We start from the raw sequence: 18,527 nt of genomic DNA on the forward strand, positions 1-18,527 counted from the left end.
TGTTACTCATCACGTCGATCCGGCACAACCCGCCCGGCACCGGCTCACGTTCCCGGTTTGCGCCCGTACACGAAGACGTCGTCGCCCTTCCTCAGCAGCGACCAGTACTTCTTGGCGTCCTTCGCCGTCATGTTGACGCAGCCGTGCGAGCCCGGCGGGTTCCACATGCTCAGCCCGACCGAGTGGAAGGCCTGGCCGCCGTCGAAGAACTGGCTGTAGGGCATGGACACGTTGTAGAGGGTGGAGACGTGGTCGATGTCACGCCAGTAGATCTTCTTCAGGCCGGTGCGGGTCTCGTACCCGTCCCGTCCGGTGCGCACCGGCACGGGCCCGTACACGAGCCGGCTGCCGTCCTGGATCCAGCTCAGCTGGAGGGTCAGGTCGACGCAGGCGATCCGGCCCTTGTTCGTCGGGCACTTGTGGCCCTTGTCGGGCTTCTTGCCCGCGGCCTTCTGCTTGTTCATGAGGTCCATCACGCCCCAGGTGACGGGCCCCGCGTAGCCGATGGCCGGCGTGATGCCGTGCTTGTTCTGGAAGGCCCGGATCGCCGTGCAGTCGGCGGCCGACTGCCGCCCGTCGACCCGGCGGCCCAGGAACTTCTCGACCTGCTTCTGGTACGGCCCGGTCCGCGTCGTACAGCTCGCCGCCTGCGCCGGCGCGGTGCCGAGCGCGAGTGTGAGCGGCGCCACCAGCGAGGTGACGCCGACTACGACGGCTCCCCGTCTGCCCATGTGCTTCATGACCGCACGGTCCTTCCCCCTCGGTGCGTTCGCGTGTCCGCGCTCTCGGACTCCTAGACAGCCTCGGGGGGACGGCGGTTGTAGGGCACCCCAGGTCGAGACGGAACGGTGACATTGGGGGCGTCGCGCGGGCGCTGACCACACCGACCACACCGACCACACCGACAGGATGGCGCGGCGGCCGCGGGGTGGTGAGGCGACCAGCCCTGCGGGGCGTGGGGCTCATGGGACCGACGTGACCGGAGGTGAGCGGTGGTGGTGGCGGCGGACGGTGCTGGTGGCGGACGGATCGGAGGGCGGGGCCCGGCCCGGCGGAGGCGCGCCCGCCGGGTGTCCGGTCCGCGCGGGCCGGTCGGGCGCCCGCTCCGGCCGGAGCCGGAGCGGGGCTCGCCCTCGCCGTGCCGTCCTCGGCCGGTCCGACGACCCGTGGCGGACCGCGGCGGACGGCCGAGCCGGCCCGGAAGGAGGGGCACGAGGTCCGTCCGGTAGCCGCGGCCGCCGGGGTCACGGCTCCCGGACGGCCGTGCGGAAGCCGGTGTTGACCGCGGTGAGGCCGCCGTCGACGGTCAGCGCGGTTCCGGTGATCCAGGCCGCGTCACGGGAGGCCAGGAAGGCCACCGCGGCGGCGATGTCCTCCGGCTCGCCGACGCGACCCAGCGGGTACAGCGGGCGGACCCGGTCGAGTTCGGCGTCCCGGCCCCGCCACGCCGAGGTGCGGACCGTGCCGGGCAGCACGAGGTTGACGCGCACGCCCCGGGCGGCGGCGTGCCCGGCGAGGGTGCGGGTCAGCGAGGCCAGCCCCGCCTTCGCCGCGCTGTAGGCGTGGTTGCCGAAATCCTGGACGCCGTTGACCGATCCGATGCTCACGATCGCACCGCGGCCGGAGGCCGCCAGGTGGGGCAGCGCGGCACGGCAGCAACGGCGGGCGCCGGTCAGGGTGACGTCGAGATCGAGCGCCCACGCGTCGTCCGGCTCGTCCTCGAACAACGCGGTGTCGGGCGTGCAGTGGGCCGCGCAGTTGACCAGCACGTCGAGCGAGCCGAACGCGTCGACCGCACGCGCCACCGCCGCCTCGACCGCCGCCCGGTCCGCCACGTCGCACGCGGCCGCGCGGGCGTCGAGCCCGCTCCCGCGCAACGCCTCGGCGGTCCGCTCCGCCTCGGCCCCGTCGGTGTCGGTGACCAGCACCCGGGCGCCCTCCTCGGCCAGCCGCCGGGCGGTGGCCGCTCCGATGCCGCGGGCCGCGCCGGTGAGGAGAACGCCGTGTCCGTCGAAACGCCTCGTGTCCGTCATGGGCCAGAACCTACTGCCGCGACGATCGAACCGGCAGATAGCGTGCGCCGCATGGACACGTTCGTACAGCAACTCCCCGCGCTCATCGGTGTCGTGATCGGCGCGCTCGGCTCGTACCTGGCGGTCGTGCGCAGCGACCGGGAACGGTCCCGCCGGGAACGGAAGGACCGTTGGGAGGAGCGCCGGCTCGCCGTGTACTCGGACTACGCGCGCACGCTCAAGAAGTCCGTCACGCTGGCCTACCGGGTCGCCTCCCACCTCGGCAACGATCCGCATCCGCATCCGCTGCCCCTCGCCGAGGCCGAGCCGCTGCTGACGGAGGCCGCCCTCGCCCGCGACCCGTCGGGCGAGTCGCTGATCATGCTGGGCAGCCCGCAGGTCGTGGAGCGGGCGCGGGTGTGGGTCGTGGTGGTGATCGAGATGGAAGGGTTCCTGCGCGACGGGCGGCGGGAACCGGACGCCTGGCAGGAACTGCTGGAGCGGCAGCGCGCCGCGCGTCAGGGGTACTACGCGGCCGTGCGGGCCGACCTCGAACTGCCGCCGGGCCACGCGGCCCGCTGGCCGCTGCCCGGCATGCGGCCGGCCCCGGACGGCCGGCGGTAGCCGCTCGTCCCGGCCGGCCGGCGTCCCGGGCCGCCGGGGCGGCCGCCGTCGGGGACGGTGCAGCCATGCCCCGGCGAGGGGGCACCGGAGCGGACCGGCCGTTGCGCGCGCCGCGTCCGTCCACGGCGGCGGCGCCGAGCAGGCCGGGCGTCACGCCCCGCCGGCCCGCGGAGCGCGCCGGGCGAGGCGTGCGCGGCGTGCTCCGTACGGACCGCCCGCGGCCTGCGTCCCCGGTGCCCCTCGGGTGCCGCGCCGCTCAGTGCCCGCGGGCGATCCACTCCTGGAGGTGCGGAGCCTCGGCGCCGATGGTGGTGGAGTCGCCGTGACCGGTGAGGACCTTCGTCTCGGGCGGCAGCGTGAGGAGGCGGTCGCGGATCGAGTCGATGATCGTCGGGAAGCTGGAGTAGGAGCGGCCGGTGGCGCCGGGACCGCCCTGGAAGAGGGTGTCGCCGGTGAGGACGACGCCGAGCCCGGGGTCGTACAGGCAGACCGCGCCCGGGGCGTGGCCGGGGGTGTGCAGGACCGTCAGGTCGGCGCCCGCCGCCTCGATCACCTGGCCGTCGGCGAGATGTTCGTCGGGTTCCCGGTCCGGGTGGGTCATCTTCCACAGCGGCAGGTCGTCGCGGTGCAGCCAGATCCTGGCGCCGGTGAGGTCCGCGAGCGCGGGGGCGGCGTTGACGTGGTCGTTGTGGGCGTGGGTGCACACGATGGCGGTCAGCCGGCGTCCTCCCACGGCGGCGGCGATGGCCTCGGCGTCGTGCGCGGCGTCGATGACGACCGCCTCGTGGTCGTCGCCGACGATCCACACGTTGTTGTCCACGTCCCAGGAGCCCCCGTCGAGCGTGAACTTCCCGGAGGTGACGAGGCGTTCGATGCGGGCGGCCATCACAGCACCACCACCGAGCGCAGCACGTCGCCGTGGTGCATCCGCTCGAACGCCTTCTCCACCTCGTCCAGCCGGATGGTCTCGGTGACGAACTTGTCCAGCGGCAGGCGGCCCTGGAGGTGCAGGTCGATGAGCATCGGGAAGTCGCGGGAGGGCAGGCAGTCGCCGTACCAGCTCGACTTCAGGGCCCCGCCGCGCCCGAAGACGTCCAGCAGCGGCAGTTCCAGCTTCATCTCCGGGGTCGGCACGCCGACCAGGACGACCGTACCGGCCAGGTCGCGGGCGTAGAAGGCCTGCTCGTACGTCTCCGGGCGCCCGACGGCCTCGATGACGACGTCGGCGCCGAACCCGCCGGTCAGCTCGCGGATCGCCTCGACCGCGTCGGATTCCTTCGAGTTGACGGTGTGGGTGGCGCCCATGGTGCGGGCGGTCTCCAGCTTGCGGTCGTCGATGTCGACGGCGATGACCTTGGCCGCGCCGGCCAGGTAGGCGCCGGCGATCGCGGCGTCACCGACGCCGCCGCAGCCGATGACCGCGACCGAGTCGCCGCGGCCCACGTTGCCGGTGTTGATCGCCGCGCCGATGCCGGCCATCACGCCGCAGCCCAGCAGCCCGGCCACGGCCGGGGAGACCGCGGGGTCGACCTTGGTGCACTGGCCGGCCGCGACCAGCGTCTTCTCGGCGAAGGCGCCGATCCCGAGGGCCGGGGAGAGCTCGGTGCCGTCGGTGAGGGTCATCCGCTGCTCGGCGTTGTGGGTGTCGAAGCAGTACCAGGGCCGCCCACGCAGACAGGCACGGCACTTGCCGCACACCGCGCGCCAGTTGAGGATCACGAAGTCGCCGGGAGCGACGTCGGTGACGCCGTCGCCTACCGACTCCACGACACCGGCGGCCTCATGGCCGAGCAGGAAGGGGAACTCGTCGTTGATGCCGCCCTGTTTGTAGTGCAGATCGGTGTGGCAGACGCCGCAGGCCTGGACCCGTACGACGGCCTCGCCGGGCCCGGGGTCCGGCACGACGATCGTCTCGACCCGTACGGGTTCGTTCTTCCCAGGTGCGATCACGCCGCGCACTTCCTGCGCCATGGGTGGGTCCCTTCCTTAGACCGGTTGTACACCCTCGACCCTACGCGTGATTGATCGGCGACGGCACGGAGACCGGGCCGTCCGGGACCCGTCGGCCGGGCGCCCGCGGCTGCGCTTGCCGAGCCCGGCGGGGCGGAGGAGTCTCGGAGAGGAGGCCCGTCGCGGCCCGCTCCTGAAGGGCCGCGACCCCGCAGGAGGTCACCATGGCACCCACCGCAAGCCCCTCGTTCGACACCGACACCCTGCGCCGCGGCATCGAGGACCACGCGGCGTCGACGCTGCTGTCGCTCTACGCGGACGATGCGGAGATCCGCATCGTGGACCGCGACACCCAGCCCAGTCGTCCCAAGGTCCTGCACGGCCGGGACGAGATCGGCTCCATGCTGGAGGAGGTCTACGGCCGGGACATGACCCACGCGCTGGAGCACTGCGTCGTCCAGGGCGACCACGTCGCCTTCCTGGAGTCCTGCCGGTATCCCGACGGCGTCCGGGTCCTGGCCGAGTCCATGATCTCGCTGCGCGACGGCAAGATCAGCGAGCAGATCATGATCCAGGCATGGGACGAATAGGCAGACGGACCGCGAGGATCCAGGTGAGCTCCCGGCTGACCTGGACCTTCTCTGCCCGGGCGGGTCTGGGGCGGTCACGCTCCTCCGTGCCGCGGCGGTCACGGCCGGCGTCCGCCGCCCTCCTCGGGTCACTGCTGCGGGCCGTACGGCCCCGGCCGTGTCCTCCGGCGCCCCGGGCGCCGCGCACCCGGCACGCCCGGCGCCGGTGAGCCGTGCCCGGGTCCGCCCGGCGGGCGGGCGCGGCAGGGCGGCGGCGGAGGACGCGCGGGCCACGGCGGTCCGGAGCACCCGCCCGAACGGATGTCCTGACCCCGGGCGCGGACTCGGTTAGGGTGGGACGGGGCCGTGACTGGCGCTGAGGTGGAGCACCACCGGGGAGCGGTCCACACAGAGTCGTAGCCGCGCGCCTGGGCGATCCGTCGAACGCTCAGGAGTGGCTCATGTCCCAGGCCCGCCTCATGGACGGCACCGCACTGGCCCGCCGCATCGTCGAGGAGACCGCGAAGAAGGCCTCCGAGGTCACCGGCCGCACGGGCACGGCGCCGTGTCTGGCGACCGTGCTGGTCGGCGAGGACCCCGCGTCCGTGACGTACGTCCGGATGAAGCAGAACCGGTGCCGCACGGCCGGCATCGCCTCCCGGCACGTGGAACTGCCCGCCGGGACCAGCACCGGGGAACTGGTCGCCACCCTGCGGTCGCTGTCCGAGGATCCCGCGGTGCACGGCATCCTGCTCCAGCACCCGGTCGGCGAACACATCGACGAGCGGGCCGCGTTCGAGGCGATCGCCCCGGAGAAGGACGTCGACGGCGTCACCTTCGCCTCCTTCGCGTCGATGAGCTTCGGGGGGCCGGGGTTCGTCTCCTGCACCCCCGGCGGCATCCTGCGGCTGCTCGACGCCCACGACGTCGACCTCGCCGGGAAGCGGGCCGTGGTGGTCGGCCGCAGCGCGATCCTGGGCAAGCCGGTGGGGATGCTGCTGCTCGCCCGCGACGCCACGGTGACGTACTGCCACTCCCGGACCCGGGACCTGTCGTCCGTGGTCCGCGAGGCGGACGTCGTCGTCGCCGCCGTGGGCCGGCCGCGGCTGGTCCGCGGCCAGGACATCAAGCCGGGCGCGGTCGTGGTCGACGCCGGTTACAACCCGGGCAACGTCGGCGACGTGGACTTCGACTCCGCCGTCGAGCGGGCCTCGCTCATCACGCCGGTGCCCGGCGGCGTCGGACCGATGACCATCGCGACGCTCCTGGAGCAGACGGTGACGGCCGCCGCCCGGCAGCTCGGCGTGTGACCGGCGCGTCAGGGCGCGGCGGCGCCGCGCCCTGATCCGGTCCGGTCCGCTGGGCGGGCCCGGGCCGGGGGGCCTCCGCAGCGTGGCGGGGAAGGCGCGGAGTGACGGCGCCGACACCCCACGGGTCGTTCACGGGCGGCGGGCCGCCCCGCCCGCATACTGACCGACGTGCGCGTTGCGATCATGACGGCGGGATCCCGGGGAGACGTGGCCCCCTTCACCGGGCTGGGGCACGGCCTGACCCGTGCGGGCCACGCGGTCACCCTGGTGACCCACGGGTGCTTCGAACCGCTGGTCGAGGGCTCGGGGCTCGGCTTCCATCCGCTGCCGGTGGACCCGCGGGCCGAACTCGACTCCGCGCGCGGCCGGGGGCTGCACCGCAGCGCCACCAGTGCGGGGAAGATGGTCCGGGCCGTCGGCCTGGCGCGGGCGGCCGTGGCCCGCATGACGGACGATCTGATCGCGGCGGCCGAGAAGAACGACGTGCTGCTGCTGTCCGGCTCCCTGGGACCGGTCGGGCACGCCATCGCCGAGGCGCTCGGCATGCCCAGTATCGGTGCTCACCTTCAACCCCTCTCCCCCACCAGGGAGTTCGCGCCCCCGTTGCTCGGCGGCGGGCACTGGGGCGGGGCGGCGAACCGGCTGGCCTGGCACGGGGTCGACCTCGCCGTGGAGCGGGTCTTCTCGGCGGCCGTGCCCGCCGTGCGGACCCGGCTGGGGCTGCCCGCCGCCCGCGCCGGCATGCCGGGGCGCGTCCTGGCGGGGCGGCGCCGGCCGGTGCTCCACGGGTTCAGCCCGCTGGTGGTGCCCCGGCCGCGCGACTGGCGGGCCGGTCTGGAGGTGTGCGGCTACTGGTGGCCGCACGACCGCGGCGAACGACTCCCCGACGAGTTGCGGGAGTTCCTGGACGCGGGGGCGGCGCCGGTCTTCGTCGGCCTGGGCAGTGCCACCGTGCCCGACCCGGCCGGGCTGAGCCGGACGATCGTGCGCGCGCTGCGGCTGGCCGGGCTGCGCGGGGTGGTGCAGCGGGGCTGGGGCGGGCTGGAGGCGTCCGGCGACGGCGTGCTGGCCATCGGGGAGGTCCCGCACTCGGCGCTGTTCCCACGCATGGCCGCCGTGGTGCACCACGCGGGGGCGGGCACGACGGCGGCCGGCCTGCGCGCCGGGGTGCCCGCGGTGCCCCTGCCGGTCCAGTTCGACGAGGGCTTCTGGGCCGAGCGGCTGATCTCGCTGGGTGTGGCCCCGAGCGCCGTCCCGCTGCGCGCGCTCACCGCCGACGCGCTCGCGACGGCCCTCGACCGGGCCACGCGGGATCCCGCGCACCGGTCGCGGGCCGAGGCGCTGGGCGCCCGGATCCGTGCGGAGGACGGCGTCGCGCCGGTGCTGTCCGCGGTCGACCGGCTGGCGGGCTGACGGCCGCCCCCGGGGCGACGGCGACGTGCCGCCGGGCCCCGCCCTCCCCGGCGGGCGTCGCGCGGACGGCCCCGCGGGCCGTGCTCAGTGGTCCGTGCGCCGCTGGAACAGGCCGGTGGGCACGGCGTCGGCCAGGGCCTGGTAGCCGGCGGGGTCGAGATGGAGGTGGTCGCCGGTGTCGTAGGCGGGCAGCAGTCGGCGGGGGTCGCCGGGGTCGCGGGCCGTCCGGTCGAAGTCGATGACGGCGTCGAACCGTCCGCTGGTGCGGATCCACCGGTTGACCGCCTGCCGGGCGGCCTCGTGGGCGCCGGCCGGGTCGTCGTAGCCGTTGCCGCCGAAGGGGGTGAGGGTGGCGCCGTAGACGCGGATGCCCTGGGCGTGGGCGCGGGTGATGATCTGCCGGTAGGCGCCGATGAGGTCCGCGGTGATCCGCCGCCGTGCCCCGGGCGACGGCGGCGGCTGCTCGGGCATGGCCGCGCCGTCCGCACGGCCCGGCCGAGCGCGCCGGCGAGCCGTTCGGCGGCGAGCCCCCGGCAGGGGGATCGGCTCGGTGGCGGTGCCGAGGGCGGCGAGCCGTGCGGCCCTCGACGGCTGGTCCGCCGCGACCGGCACGGGCGGCACGGCGGCACGGGCGCCACCGGCGCCACGGGCGGCACGGGCGCCACCGGCGCCACCGGTGGCACGGGCGGAGCGCCGGACCGGGGCCCGGCCAACGACGCCGCCGCACCAGTCGCCGTGCCCGGGCCCCGGTCATAGAGTGACCTGCACCACGCTGGTCGTCCGCTGCCCTCACGCACCGTCCACGGTCCGGCCCACGACGGCGGCCGGACGCCGCCGCGGTGCGCGTCGCACGGGCGGCGCGCGCTCCGGTGCGGCCGTCACTCCCGGGGGCGGCCACGGCTCGGCGCGGCCACGGCTTCGGGCGGTCCGCCGCGCGAGCCGACCGTAGCGGGGTCCGGCGTGGCGGCCGGCGGCTGCGCGCGAGGACGCCCGGCGGAGCACCGCCCCGGCACGGACACCACCGGCACCACGGGGGCCACCGGCCTCCTGGGGAACACCGCGGGAAGGGAGCGCGGCGTGCGTGACATCCTTCCGGTCCTGGCGCGCTGGTACGCGGCACGGGTGCCGTTCGCGCTGGCCACCGTCGTCTCGGTCAGCCGCAGCGCACCGCGCGACCCCGGCGCGGCGATGGCGGCCGGCCCGGACGGCGAGGTGGTGGGCAGTGTGTCCGGGGGCTGTGTGGAGGGGGCCGTCTTCGATCTGGCCCAGGAGGTGGCGGCCGGCGGGGAGGCGCGCCTGGCGACCTTCGGCCACGGCGACCAGGACGCGCTCGCGGCCGGGCTCACCTGTGGGGGCGAGATCGGTGTGCTGGTCAGACTCGTGACAGCCGAGGCGGATCCCGCGTTCGGCGCGGTCGCGGCGTCGGTCGCCGCCGGCGAGCCGGTGACCGTGGCGAGCGTGGTCGACGGGCCCGCGCCGCGCGGGGCCACCCTCTCGGTGTGGCCGGAGACGGTGGCGGGCACCCTGGGCGCGCCCGGCCTGGACGTGGCGGTCACCTCGGACGCCCGGGGCGGGCTCGCCCTGGGCGCCACGGGCACGCGGCACTACGGGACGCACGGCGAGCGGCGCGAGGACGCGGTCACCGTGTTCCTGCACTCCTTCGCCCCGCCGCCGCGGATGCTGGTGTTCGGCGCGATCGACTACGCGGCGGCGGTGGTCCGGATCGGAGCCTTCCTCGGCTACCGGGTCACGGTGTGCGACGCCCGCCCGGTGTTCGCCACGCCCAGGCGGTTCCCCGACGCCGTGGAGGTCGTGGTCGACTGGCCGCACCGCTACCTGCACGGTACGGACACCGACGAGCGCACGGTGATCTGCGTGCTCACCCACGACCCCAAGTTCGACGTCCCGCTGCTGGCGGAGGCGCTGCGCCGGCCGGCCGCCTACATCGGGGCGATGGGCAGCCGTCGTACCCACCACGAACGGATGGAGCGGCTGCTCGACGCCGGTCTGACCGAGGACGAGCTGTCCCGGCTGCGCTCGCCGGTCGGCCTCGATCTGGGCGCCCGTACGCCCGAGGAGGTGGCCGTGTCCGTCGCGGCCGAGATCATCTCGCTGCGCTGGGGCGGCACCGGCGCGCCCCTGACCGCGACCGCGGGAGCCATCCATTCCAACGGCTCCGCCTGATGTCCGGGAGCGGAAGTCCGGGACCGATGTACGTACCGGGAGGGGGTCCCGGGACCGATGTACGCAAGCGGGGGTGCCGGAACCGCCCCCGTCTTCGCGGCACCCCCCGGCCGACGACGCCTGGCAGGCGGTCCACGATCACCGGTGGGCCGCCTCGGCGCGGCCGACGGGCCGGAGCTGTTCCCGCGCGGCCGACGGGCCGGAGCTGTTCCCGCGCGGCCGACGGGCCGGAGCTGTTCCCGCGCGGCCGACGGGCCGGAGCTGTTCCCGGTGGGGCCACTGTGGGCCCACCGGGTGCGTGGTGCCCATGTGAACAGCGATTTTTCGATTTTTTCCAGGATTGCCGGATTAGGTGGTTGGGGTCCCGCAGGAGGGGTAGGCGGCCAGCAACGGATGAGGCATGCACGCCTCTGCAGCACATGTGCGGCACACCCCCGCTGGAAGGAGGTCCGTGACAGCGCATACTCGCAGCTTCCGGGCTGCTTCCGCGCACGGAGCGGCCCGGATCTCGCCGAGAAGTCGGAAACGAGAAAGGGAATAGTGACCCTGGGGCGGCCCTGACGGGGGCCGCCCTCCGGTGTGCGTGCCCGCCGGGGGCACCGGCGGGCGCCTTTCCAGTGGAAACCACCGCCGCGGTCGCAGGTCGGGGGGCCGCTGCGCACCGTCTCGGCCCGGCCGAGTGTCACGGCGCGGCGGCGTCCGGCTGCCGTCGACCGCGCGTCCAGGTCGGCCTGGCCCACTGCCACGGCGCGGCGGCGTTCGGTCCCCGTCGGCCGGCCGCCGACCGGCCGGAGCGTGTCGCCCGGCGGGCGGGAGCCGGACGACAGGGCCGGGGGCGCTCAGGCGGCCGGGCGCGGCGGCAGCCGGTGCAGTTCCACCTCGGCGAGCCGGCCGTCGGCGACGGTGGCGGTCATGTAGGTGCAGTGGGGCTGGCGGCGGCGGTCGGTCGGGGAGCCGGGGTTGAGCAGGCGCAGCCCGGTGGGGGCGGTGGTGTCCCAGGGGATGTGGCTGTGGCCGAAGACCAGCACGTCGAGATCGGGGAAGCGGGCGGCGCAGCGGGCCTCGCGACCCTGAGCCGGTCCGGTCTCGTGGACGGCGCCGAAGCGCAGCCCGTCCAGGTCGGCGCGGGCCACCTCGGGCAGGCGGGCGCGCAGTTCGGGGCCGTCGTTGTTGCCGTAGACGCCGATCAGCCGGCGGCTGCGGCTCTCCAGCAGGTCCAGGGTGGCGGTGTCGACCCAGTCCCCGGCGTGGAAGACCACGTCGGCGCGCGGGAGTTCGGCGAGCAGCCGTTCCGGCAGGGCCTTGGCGCGCTTGGGGAGATGGGTGTCCGCGATCAGGAGCAGGCGCACGGGGCCAGGGTACTGCGGGACGCCGTGCCGGAGATCGACTGCGCGGGGAGCGGCTGCGCCTGGCCGGCCGAAAAGCCTTCAGGCAAACTGTTCAGTCCAGACTGGACAGTTTTGCTTCACGGCCCTACCGTGACGCCATGGACGACAAGCCCACCGAGGTGCCCGAGGGCATATCCGTCTCCGCCGCCCGGGCCGCGCGCGACCTGCGGGTGGTCTTCAGCAGGCTGCGCCGCCGGATACGCGAGGTGGCGCGGGACGAGGACCTCACACCGTCCCAGGTCTCCGCGCTCACCCTGGTCGGCAAGCACGGTGCGGCCACGGCCAGCGCCCTGGCCGCCGCGGAGGGCGTCCGGCCGCAGTCGATGGCCGCCACGCTGGCCGCCCTGGAGCAGCACGGGCTGATCCGGCGCAGTCCGGACCCGGACGACGGCCGGCGGCAGCTCGTCACCCTGACCGAGGACGGCCGGGAGCGCATCGAGGGCAACCGTGAGATCCGCGCGGAATGGCTGACCCGGGCACTGGAGGACCGCTACACGGAGGAGGAGCGGCAGACGCTCATCGCGGCCTTCACCCTGATGGAACGGCTGTCCCGGCCGTGACGGCGAGGCTCACCCGGGCCGCGCGGGGCTCGGCCGCGGCGCGCCCGGCCCCCGTCGGGTTCGACCGCCGGCTGATCGCCCCGATGATCCTGGGCTCGGTCCTGAACCCGATCAACTCCTCGATGATCGCGGTGGCCCTCGTCCCGATCGGCACCGCCTTCGGGGCGCCGCCCGCCCGGACGGTCTGGCTGGTCTCGGCGCTCTATCTGGCGACCGCCGTGGGACAGCCGGTCGTCGGGCGGCTGGTGGACATGTACGGGCCGCGCCGGCTCTACCTCACCGGTACGGCGCTGGTGGGCGTCGCCGGCGTGCTGGGCGCGCTGGCGCCGTCGCTGGGCGCGCTGATCGGCGCGCGGGTGCTGCTGGGGTTCGGGACCTCCGCGGCCTATCCGGCGTCCATGCAGCTCACCCGGCGGGAGGCGGAGCGGACCGGGCAGGAGGGGCCGGCGGGCGTGCTGACCGCGCTCGCCGTCGCCAACCAGACGGTGGCCGTGGTCGGCCCCGCGCTCGGCGGACTGCTGATCGGGGTCGGCGGCTGGCGCGCGGTGTTCACCGTCAATGTGCCGCTGTCGGCGGCCTGCCTGGTCCTCGGCTCCCTGCGGCTGTCGAGGGAGGAGCGGTCCGGGGCGGCGCGCGGGGACGTCGATCCGCCCGGCATGGTCCTGTTCGCCGGGACTCTGGTGGCGCTGATGCTGTTCCTGACGGCGCCGCGGACGGACCGCTGGTACCTACCGCTGCTCGCCGCCGCGGCGGGCGCCGCCTTCGCGGTGCGGGAACTGCGGGTCGCACAGCCGTTCGTGGACTTGCGGGTGCTGGGCGGGAATGTGCCGCTGCTGGCCACCTATGTGCGCCAGCTCCTCGGCTACACCACCTCCTACGCCCTCATGTACGGCTACACGCAGTGGCTGGAGGAGGGCCGCGGGCTGTCCTCCGCCACCGCCGGTCTGGTGCTGCTGCCGCTGTCGGGCGCCGCGCTCACCGTCTCCACCCTCACCGGGCGCCGCGAGGCCGTTCGGGCGAAGCTGGTCGCCGGGGCCGCCGTCCAGATCGTGGCCTGTGCGACCCTGCTGCTGGTCGGCCCGGGCAGCCCGGTGTGGGTACTGCTCGCCGCCGGGGTCCTGATGGGCGTACCGCAGGGGCTGATCGGCCTCGCCAACCAGAACGCGCTCTACCGGCAGGCCGATCCCGCGCGGATCGCCTCGGCCGCCGGGCTGCTGCGCACCTTCATGTACCTCGGCGCGCTGGGGGCGTCCGCCGCCACCGCGGCGTTCTTCCCCCACCGCGCCGACACGGGCGGGCTGCACGGCCTCGCCCTGTTCATGGTCGCCGGGTCGGTGCTGCTCCTGCTGAGCACGCTGCCCGACCGGTCACTCGCACACCTCACCCCCCGAAAGGCCTGAGCACATGGCACTCACCACCCTCGACCCCCGCACCGCCCTCGTGGTGATCGATCTCCAGGCCGGCATCGTCTCCGGGCCCACCGCTCCCCACCCGAGCGCCGAGGTGGTCGCCCGGACGGTCGAGCTCGCCGAGGCCTTCCGCGCCCGTGAGCTGCCCGTCGTCCTGGTCCGGGTCTCCTTCGCCGCCGACTTCGCGGACGCCGTGCCCGGCCGTACCGAGGCCGCGCGCTCCGGCGGCGGCGGCCGCCCCGAGGGCTGGGACGTGATCGTCCCCGAACTGGCCGGCCGCCCGGGCGACATCACCGTCACCAAGCACAACTGGGGCGCCTTCCACGGCACCGACCTCGATGTGCAGCTGCGTCGCCGCGGGGTGACGCAGATCGTGCTGACCGGCATCGCCACCAGCATCGGCGTGGAGTCCACCGCGCGCGCCGCCCACGAGCACGGCTACCACGTCACGCTGGCCACCGACGCGATGACCGACCTGGACGCCGAGGCCCACCGGGGCAGCGTGGAGCGGATCTTCCCGCGGCTGGGCGAGACGGGCACCACCGCCGAGGTCCTCGAACTGCTCGCCAAGACCCACGGCTGACACGGCCGCGGGGGTGCCCGGCGCACTCGGCGCCGGGCACCCCCGCGGGGGCCCGTACGGGTGATGGTCGCGCGGCCGGGAGGCGGCGGTCAGTCCTCGCCGCGCACGATGTTCCACTCGGAACCGGTACGGTCCCGGCGCGGGCCGCCGCGCTCCTCCTCCAGCGCCGGAAGGCAGGTGCGAACGCCTTCCTCCCGCCGCCGTCGGGCCGTCGCCCAGCCCGTCTCGGTGCTGTGGACTGCCGGTTTCTCGGTGGTGTGCGCGGTCACGGCTCCTCGTCTTCCCTCTGCGTCCGGTCCCGGCGGGATCCCACCGGGACCCTGGTGGTCTCGGTCGGGTCCCCGGGCGCACCGCGCGCAAACCCCGCGGGGCGGCCCGGCGTCATCGGCCGCCGGAGCCGCCGCTTCCGAAGGAGCCGCCGGAGCCGGAGTCCCAGCGGGGACGGCTCTGGTCCTCGCTGCGTCTGCTGCCGGAGGACCCGAGTTCGTGCGGGGTCATGCGGCGGCCGGTCTCCTCGGCGCGCGGGACCTCGTCCGGTTCGCGTTTCTGGTGGGTCTCGTGGACCGGCCCTGACTCCGGCATCGTGGGGTGCTCACCGCCCCGGGGGGTCCTGGGTTCGCGCTGCTTCACCCTGATGCCGAGCCGCACGGCCCAGATCAGCAGGCCGACGACGATCAGCCCGCCGACGACCAGAAGGATGATGCCGACGGCCGAGCTCGCGGCCGCCGCTTCGTACCGGGTGGTGTCCATGCGCGCCGGGTACCCGCCCCTGGTCGGCGGATACGCGGCCGCTCGGCCCGCGCCGGCGGGTTCAGCGCGCCGCCGGGCCCGCCTCGCCGTCCGGCCGCGCGGCCCGCTCCACCTCGGCCTCGACCTCGGTGCGGGGCCTGCCCTCCTGGTGCGCGTAGTCGCCCAGGGCCGCCTGGAGGTCCCGGGCGAGGTCGCGCCAGGCACGCCAGGCCGTCTCGTAGGTCTCGCTCTGCGTCCCGGTCCACCGCTCCTGCGCGGGCGGCCCATAATTCTCACGCAGTTGTTCGACTCGAGTGTGCGCCTCGTCGGCCGCCCGCTGTTTCGCCACAAGCTCTTCGAAGGTGTGTGACACAGCCCAGGACCCTAAGCACGGCAGGGGCGCGCGGGGCTCCGACCTGCCGTGACCCGGGCGCGGCGCACCCGTGTGGCGGGGTGGGGCGGCGGGTCTGGACTCCCACCGACCCGGCGGCGCCACGCCCGTCGCCACTCCCGTCGTCGGGGCCGCCCGGACTCCCGGTGACCAGGACCGCGCGGCCGTCCGCGCCGCCGCCGGACTGCGGCGCGGCAAGGCGGCGTCGGCCGCGGACACCGGGCCGGAGCCGGTACCGCCCGCCGGCCGCGGCCCGGCGCACGGTCCGCCCCGTCCGCGTGTCGGCCTCGCGCGCACCCCCTGCGACGGCTGCGTGGGTCCAGGTGCGGCATGCCGCCCGACATTGCGCTCGAAATATGTCGAACACATTTTTTCGAACGGGTTCGGCCTCGATATTTCGAACAGATCTTGACGTATGCGTTACGCACGACGGTCTGGTGACAGGTGTGACTGTCAGCGGCCACCGCCCGGCTGGAAAGCTCATTGCCGACCAGGGAGGGGAACGGACATGGACCAGCGCTACGAGGTGTACGCGCTCGCCGATCCGCACTTCTACGAGACGCCGGACCGGCTGTCCGAGGAGGGTCGGCCCGCCACGCCGCTGTACGAGACGGCCCGGCGCGCGGTGCCCGAGGGGTGGTACGCGGCTCGGATCGGCGACTGGCTGACCCTCACGCCGCTGGACCCCGACGGCCGGCCGCAGTCCGGCCCTGCGCAGGGATGGAAGATCCATGCCTCGGCCACCCGTGCCAACGCCGAGCAGGTCGCCTCGATCGTGTGGGACTACTGCGTACCGCGCCGCATCCCGTTCAAGTTCGTTCCCGGACCGCACCTGCTGCACCTGCGCAACACCAAGTACGCGGGGCGCGACACCAGCGGCAAGTTCGTGACGATCTACCCGGCCGACGAGGACCGGCTGCACGAGGTGCTGCGCGAGCTCGGCGCGCTCCTCGAGGGCTTCGAGGGGCCGTACATCCTGACCGATCTGCGCTGGGGCGACGGACCGCTGTACGTCCGCTACGGCGCGTTCGCCCGGGTCTTCGTCGTCGACGACCGCGGCTCGCTGGTGCCGGCGGTGCGCGACGGCGAGGGGCGGCTGGTGCCGGACCGGCGGGCGCCGTCCTTCCAGGTCCCGGAGTGGGTGACGCTGCCGTCCTTCCTCCAGCCGCACCTGGCGGCGCGCAACACCACGACGGTCGGGGAGCTGCCGTACCGCATCGAGAAGGCGCTGCACTTCTCCAACGGCGGCGGGGTGTACGCGGGCACCGACACCCGCGACGGACGCCGGGTGGTCCTCAAGGAGGGCCGGCCGCACGCGGGCCTGGCCGCCGACGGCGCCGACGCGGTCACCCGGCTGGAGCGGGAGAAGGCCGCCCTGGAGCAGGTGGCCGGGACCGGCGTGGTGCCCGAGGTGCGCGACTGGTTCACCCTCGGCGACCACCGCTTCCTGGTCATGGACTTCCTCGAGGGCAGGCCGCTCAACTCCTACTTCGGCGAACGGCATCCGCTGCTCACCCCGGACCCCGATCCCGGGGCCGTGGCCGAGTACACCGCGTGGGCGCTGCGCGTCCACCGGGCGGTGGAGCGGGCGGTGGAGGCGGTGCACGAACGCGGGATCGTCTTCAACGACCTGCACGTGTTCAACATCATGGTCGGACCCGACGGCGAGTCGGTCTCCCTCCTCGACTTCGAGGCGGCGGCGCCGGCCTCGGAGGGGGGCCGGCAGGTGGTCGCCCACCCGGGCTTCTTCGCGCCGCCGGACCGCACCGGCCCCGACGTGGACCGCTACGCGCTGGCGTGCCTCCGGCTCGCCCTGTTCCTGCCGGTCACCACACTGTTCGTGGTCGACCGCGGCAAGGCCGCCCACCTGGCGGAGGTCATCGCGCGGCAGTTCCCCGACGTACCGCGGGAATTCCTGGACGAGGCGGTTACGGAGATCACCCGCGACACCGGCTCCGGCGCGCGGGACGGGACCGGCCCGCGCACGGTCGGCGCCACCTCGCTCGTCGACCCGGCCGACTGGCCCTACAGCCGCGACTCCATGGTCAAGGCGATCCTCGCCTCGGCCACCCCGGAGCGCACCGACCGGCTCTTCCCCGGGGACATCGCGCAGTTCTCCGACGGCGGCGGGCTCGGCCTGGCGCACGGCGCGGCCGGCGTGCTGCACGCGCTGGCCGAGTGCGGCGCGGAACGGTACGAGGAGGGCGAGCGCTGGCTCCTCGCCCGCACCGCACCACCCCCGGCGGGCACGCCGTTCGGTCTGTACGACGGTCTCGCGGGCGTCGCCCACGTCCTCGACCGCCTCGGCCACCGGCAGCGCGCCCTCGACCTGGTCGACGGCATCCTGAAGGAGCGGTGGCAGAAGCTCTCCTCCGACCTGCGCGGCGGGCTGGCCGGGCTGGGCCTGGTCCTCGGCGACCTTGCCCGGGCGACGGGCGAGCCGGAACTTCGCGAACGGGCCGCCGAGACCGCGCGCATCCTCGCCGACCGGCTCGCCGAACCCGTCCCGGACACCCCCCGGCAACGGGCCGGGCTGCTGCGGGGCGCCAGCGGGCCCGCGCTGTTCCTGCTGCGGCAGTACGAGTGGACCGGCGAGCGCGAGTGGCTGGACGCGGCGGCCGTCGCACTCCGCCGGGACCTGGGACAGTGCGTCCGGCAGAAGAACGGCGACGGCCTGGAGGTGGACGAGGGCTGGCGGACCCTGCCGTACCTGGGTGACGGCAGCGTCGGCATCGGCATGGTCCTGGACGACTACCTCGCGCACACGCCCGACGAGGAGTTCGAGGCGGCCCGCGCCGGCATCCTGACCGCCGCCTCCTCCCGCTTCTACGCCCAGCCCGGCCTCTTCCAGGGCCGCGCCGGAATGATCCTGCACCTCAGCCGCACCACCACGCCGGGCGCCACACCTCGGCGGCTCGCCGAACAGGTCGCCGCCCTGGGCTGGTACGCGATGTCGTACGAGGGCCAACTGGCTTTCCCCGGCCACCAGATGATGCGGCTGTCCATGGACCTCACCACCGGAACGGCCGGGTGCCTGCTCGCTCTGGCGGCGGCGCTCGACGGCGAGTCCGACGCCCGGCTGCCGTTCCTGCCGCCACTCGGGCGGCCCTCACAGACGCGGCTCCGCGACCTGACGGAGTCGTGACACAACCCCCGTCCCCAGCAAGGGTATTCAAGGGACGTCTACCGAAGGGAATCGAAATGGCCCTGCTCGACCTGCAGACGATGGAGTCCGACGAGCTCAACGGCGGTGGCGGCGGCGCCAGCACGGTCAGCCTGCTGTCGTGTGTCAGCGCCACGAGCGTTCTGCTCTGCCTCTGACGTACGTCGTGACTCGACGGCTCCGGGCGGTCCTCCCCCTGAAGGAGGGCCGCCCGGAGCCCCTTTCGCGTGAAGGATGCGAGG

At 74.8% G+C, this 18,527-nt stretch carries 18 protein-coding genes, 1 pseudogene and 1 riboswitch; of the genes and pseudogenes, 10 read left to right on the plus strand and 9 right to left on the minus strand.

Translation table 11 applies throughout. From position 1 onward, the window contains the following. Positions 1–44 precede the first annotated feature (44 nt). Together ACF061_RS25200 and ACF061_RS25205 are read right to left on the minus strand one after the other, a co-directional pair. Entirely contained in the window at positions 45–740 is a 696-nt protein-coding gene (locus ACF061_RS25200; RefSeq protein ID WP_392269231.1) for a L,D-transpeptidase family protein, read from the minus strand. A gap of 504 nt (positions 741–1,244) precedes the next feature. Beyond that, positions 1,245–2,033 (minus strand): SDR family NAD(P)-dependent oxidoreductase, encoded by a 789-nt coding sequence (locus ACF061_RS25205; RefSeq protein WP_392269232.1) that lies wholly within the window; start codon positions 2,031–2,033, stop codon positions 1,245–1,247. Between the two features lie 51 nt (positions 2,034–2,084). On the opposite strand from ACF061_RS25205, the gene ACF061_RS25210 reads away from it, so the two are divergent. Then, positions 2,085–2,636: a hypothetical protein gene (locus tag ACF061_RS25210; protein ID WP_392269233.1), complete on the plus strand. Its 552-nt coding sequence runs from the start codon at positions 2,085–2,087 to the stop codon at positions 2,634–2,636. A 256-nt stretch (positions 2,637–2,892) separates the two neighbouring features. Here the strand turns inward: ACF061_RS25210 and ACF061_RS25215 are convergent, their stop codons facing one another. Together ACF061_RS25215 and ACF061_RS25220 are read right to left on the minus strand one after the other, a co-directional pair. After that, positions 2,893–3,522, minus strand: coding sequence for an MBL fold metallo-hydrolase (locus tag ACF061_RS25215; protein ID WP_392269234.1), 630 nt, complete (start codon positions 3,520–3,522; stop codon positions 2,893–2,895). Beyond that, positions 3,522–4,607, minus strand: a complete 1,086-nt coding sequence (locus ACF061_RS25220) for an S-(hydroxymethyl)mycothiol dehydrogenase (protein WP_392269235.1) — start codon at positions 4,605–4,607, stop codon at positions 3,522–3,524. Before ACF061_RS25220 ends, ACF061_RS25215 begins: the two co-directional genes overlap by 1 nt. A gap of 203 nt (positions 4,608–4,810) precedes the next feature. Between ACF061_RS25220 and ACF061_RS25225 the strand changes: the two genes are divergently transcribed. The 3 genes from ACF061_RS25225 (at position 4,811) to ACF061_RS25235 (ending at position 7,878) form a co-directional block, all read left to right on the plus strand. Then, positions 4,811–5,176, plus strand: a complete 366-nt coding sequence (locus ACF061_RS25225) for a nuclear transport factor 2 family protein (protein ID WP_392269236.1) — start codon at positions 4,811–4,813, stop codon at positions 5,174–5,176. Positions 5,177–5,511: 335 nt separating this feature from the next. Then, positions 5,512–5,596: riboswitch (ZMP/ZTP riboswitch) on the plus strand. 20 nt (positions 5,597–5,616) lie between these two features. Continuing rightward, positions 5,617–6,465 (plus strand): bifunctional 5,10-methylenetetrahydrofolate dehydrogenase/5,10-methenyltetrahydrofolate cyclohydrolase, encoded by an 849-nt coding sequence (locus ACF061_RS25230; RefSeq protein WP_392269237.1) that lies wholly within the window; start codon positions 5,617–5,619, stop codon positions 6,463–6,465. A gap of 183 nt (positions 6,466–6,648) precedes the next feature. Then, entirely contained in the window at positions 6,649–7,878 is a 1,230-nt protein-coding gene (locus tag ACF061_RS25235; RefSeq protein WP_392269355.1) for a glycosyltransferase, read from the plus strand. An 84-nt stretch (positions 7,879–7,962) separates the two neighbouring features. Here the strand turns inward: ACF061_RS25235 and ACF061_RS25240 are convergent. Further along, positions 7,963–8,328: pseudogene (locus ACF061_RS25240) on the minus strand (GDSL-type esterase/lipase family protein); the annotation flags it as partial. A 627-nt stretch (positions 8,329–8,955) separates the two neighbouring features. Here ACF061_RS25240 and ACF061_RS25245 point away from each other — a divergent pair. Continuing rightward, the gene (locus ACF061_RS25245; protein WP_392269238.1) at positions 8,956–10,062 is read left to right on the plus strand and encodes an XdhC family protein; all 1,107 of its coding nucleotides are present in this window, start codon (positions 8,956–8,958) and stop codon (positions 10,060–10,062) included. Between the two features lie 839 nt (positions 10,063–10,901). Here the strand turns inward: ACF061_RS25245 and ACF061_RS25250 are convergent. Continuing rightward, positions 10,902–11,411, minus strand: a complete 510-nt coding sequence (locus ACF061_RS25250; protein WP_392269239.1) for a metallophosphoesterase family protein — start codon at positions 11,409–11,411, stop codon at positions 10,902–10,904. Positions 11,412–11,548: 137 nt separating this feature from the next. On the opposite strand from ACF061_RS25250, the gene ACF061_RS25255 reads away from it, so the two are divergent. The 3 genes from ACF061_RS25255 to ACF061_RS25265 are packed head-to-tail and all read left to right on the plus strand — an operon-like array spanning position 11,549 to position 14,002. After that, on the plus strand, positions 11,549–12,010 hold the full coding sequence (locus ACF061_RS25255; protein WP_392269240.1) for a MarR family winged helix-turn-helix transcriptional regulator: 462 nt from the start codon (positions 11,549–11,551) through the stop codon (positions 12,008–12,010). Then, positions 12,007–13,410 (plus strand): MFS transporter, encoded by a 1,404-nt coding sequence (locus ACF061_RS25260; protein ID WP_392269241.1) that lies wholly within the window; start codon positions 12,007–12,009, stop codon positions 13,408–13,410. Before ACF061_RS25255 ends, ACF061_RS25260 begins: the two co-directional genes overlap by 4 nt. Before the next feature lie 4 nt (positions 13,411–13,414). Next, entirely contained in the window at positions 13,415–14,002 is a 588-nt protein-coding gene (locus tag ACF061_RS25265; RefSeq protein ID WP_392269242.1) for a hydrolase, read from the plus strand. A gap of 89 nt (positions 14,003–14,091) precedes the next feature. Here the strand turns inward: ACF061_RS25265 and ACF061_RS25270 are convergent, their stop codons facing one another. The 3 genes from ACF061_RS25270 to ACF061_RS25280 all read right to left on the minus strand — a co-directional run bounded on the left by ACF061_RS25270 (position 14,092) and on the right by ACF061_RS25280 (position 15,104). Next, entirely contained in the window at positions 14,092–14,271 is a 180-nt protein-coding gene (locus ACF061_RS25270; protein ID WP_392269243.1) for a hypothetical protein, read from the minus strand. A gap of 112 nt (positions 14,272–14,383) precedes the next feature. Then, positions 14,384–14,752, minus strand: a complete 369-nt coding sequence (locus tag ACF061_RS25275) for a DUF6479 family protein (RefSeq protein ID WP_392269244.1) — start codon at positions 14,750–14,752, stop codon at positions 14,384–14,386. A gap of 61 nt (positions 14,753–14,813) precedes the next feature. Next, positions 14,814–15,104, minus strand: a complete 291-nt coding sequence (locus ACF061_RS25280) for a hypothetical protein (RefSeq protein WP_392269245.1) — start codon at positions 15,102–15,104, stop codon at positions 14,814–14,816. A gap of 526 nt (positions 15,105–15,630) precedes the next feature. Here ACF061_RS25280 and lanKC point away from each other — a divergent pair. Beyond that, a complete protein-coding gene (gene lanKC / locus ACF061_RS25285) occupies positions 15,631–18,267 on the plus strand; it encodes a class III lanthionine synthetase LanKC (protein WP_392269246.1) in 2,637 nt (878 codons plus the stop codon). A gap of 56 nt (positions 18,268–18,323) precedes the next feature. Then, positions 18,324–18,443, plus strand: coding sequence for a SapB/AmfS family lanthipeptide (locus ACF061_RS25290; protein WP_392269247.1), 120 nt, complete (start codon positions 18,324–18,326; stop codon positions 18,441–18,443). Positions 18,444–18,527 lie beyond the last annotated feature (84 nt).

This window comes from Streptomyces sp. NPDC015220, assembly GCF_043079345.1.
Lineage (GTDB): Bacteria > Actinomycetota > Actinomycetes > Streptomycetales > Streptomycetaceae > Streptomyces.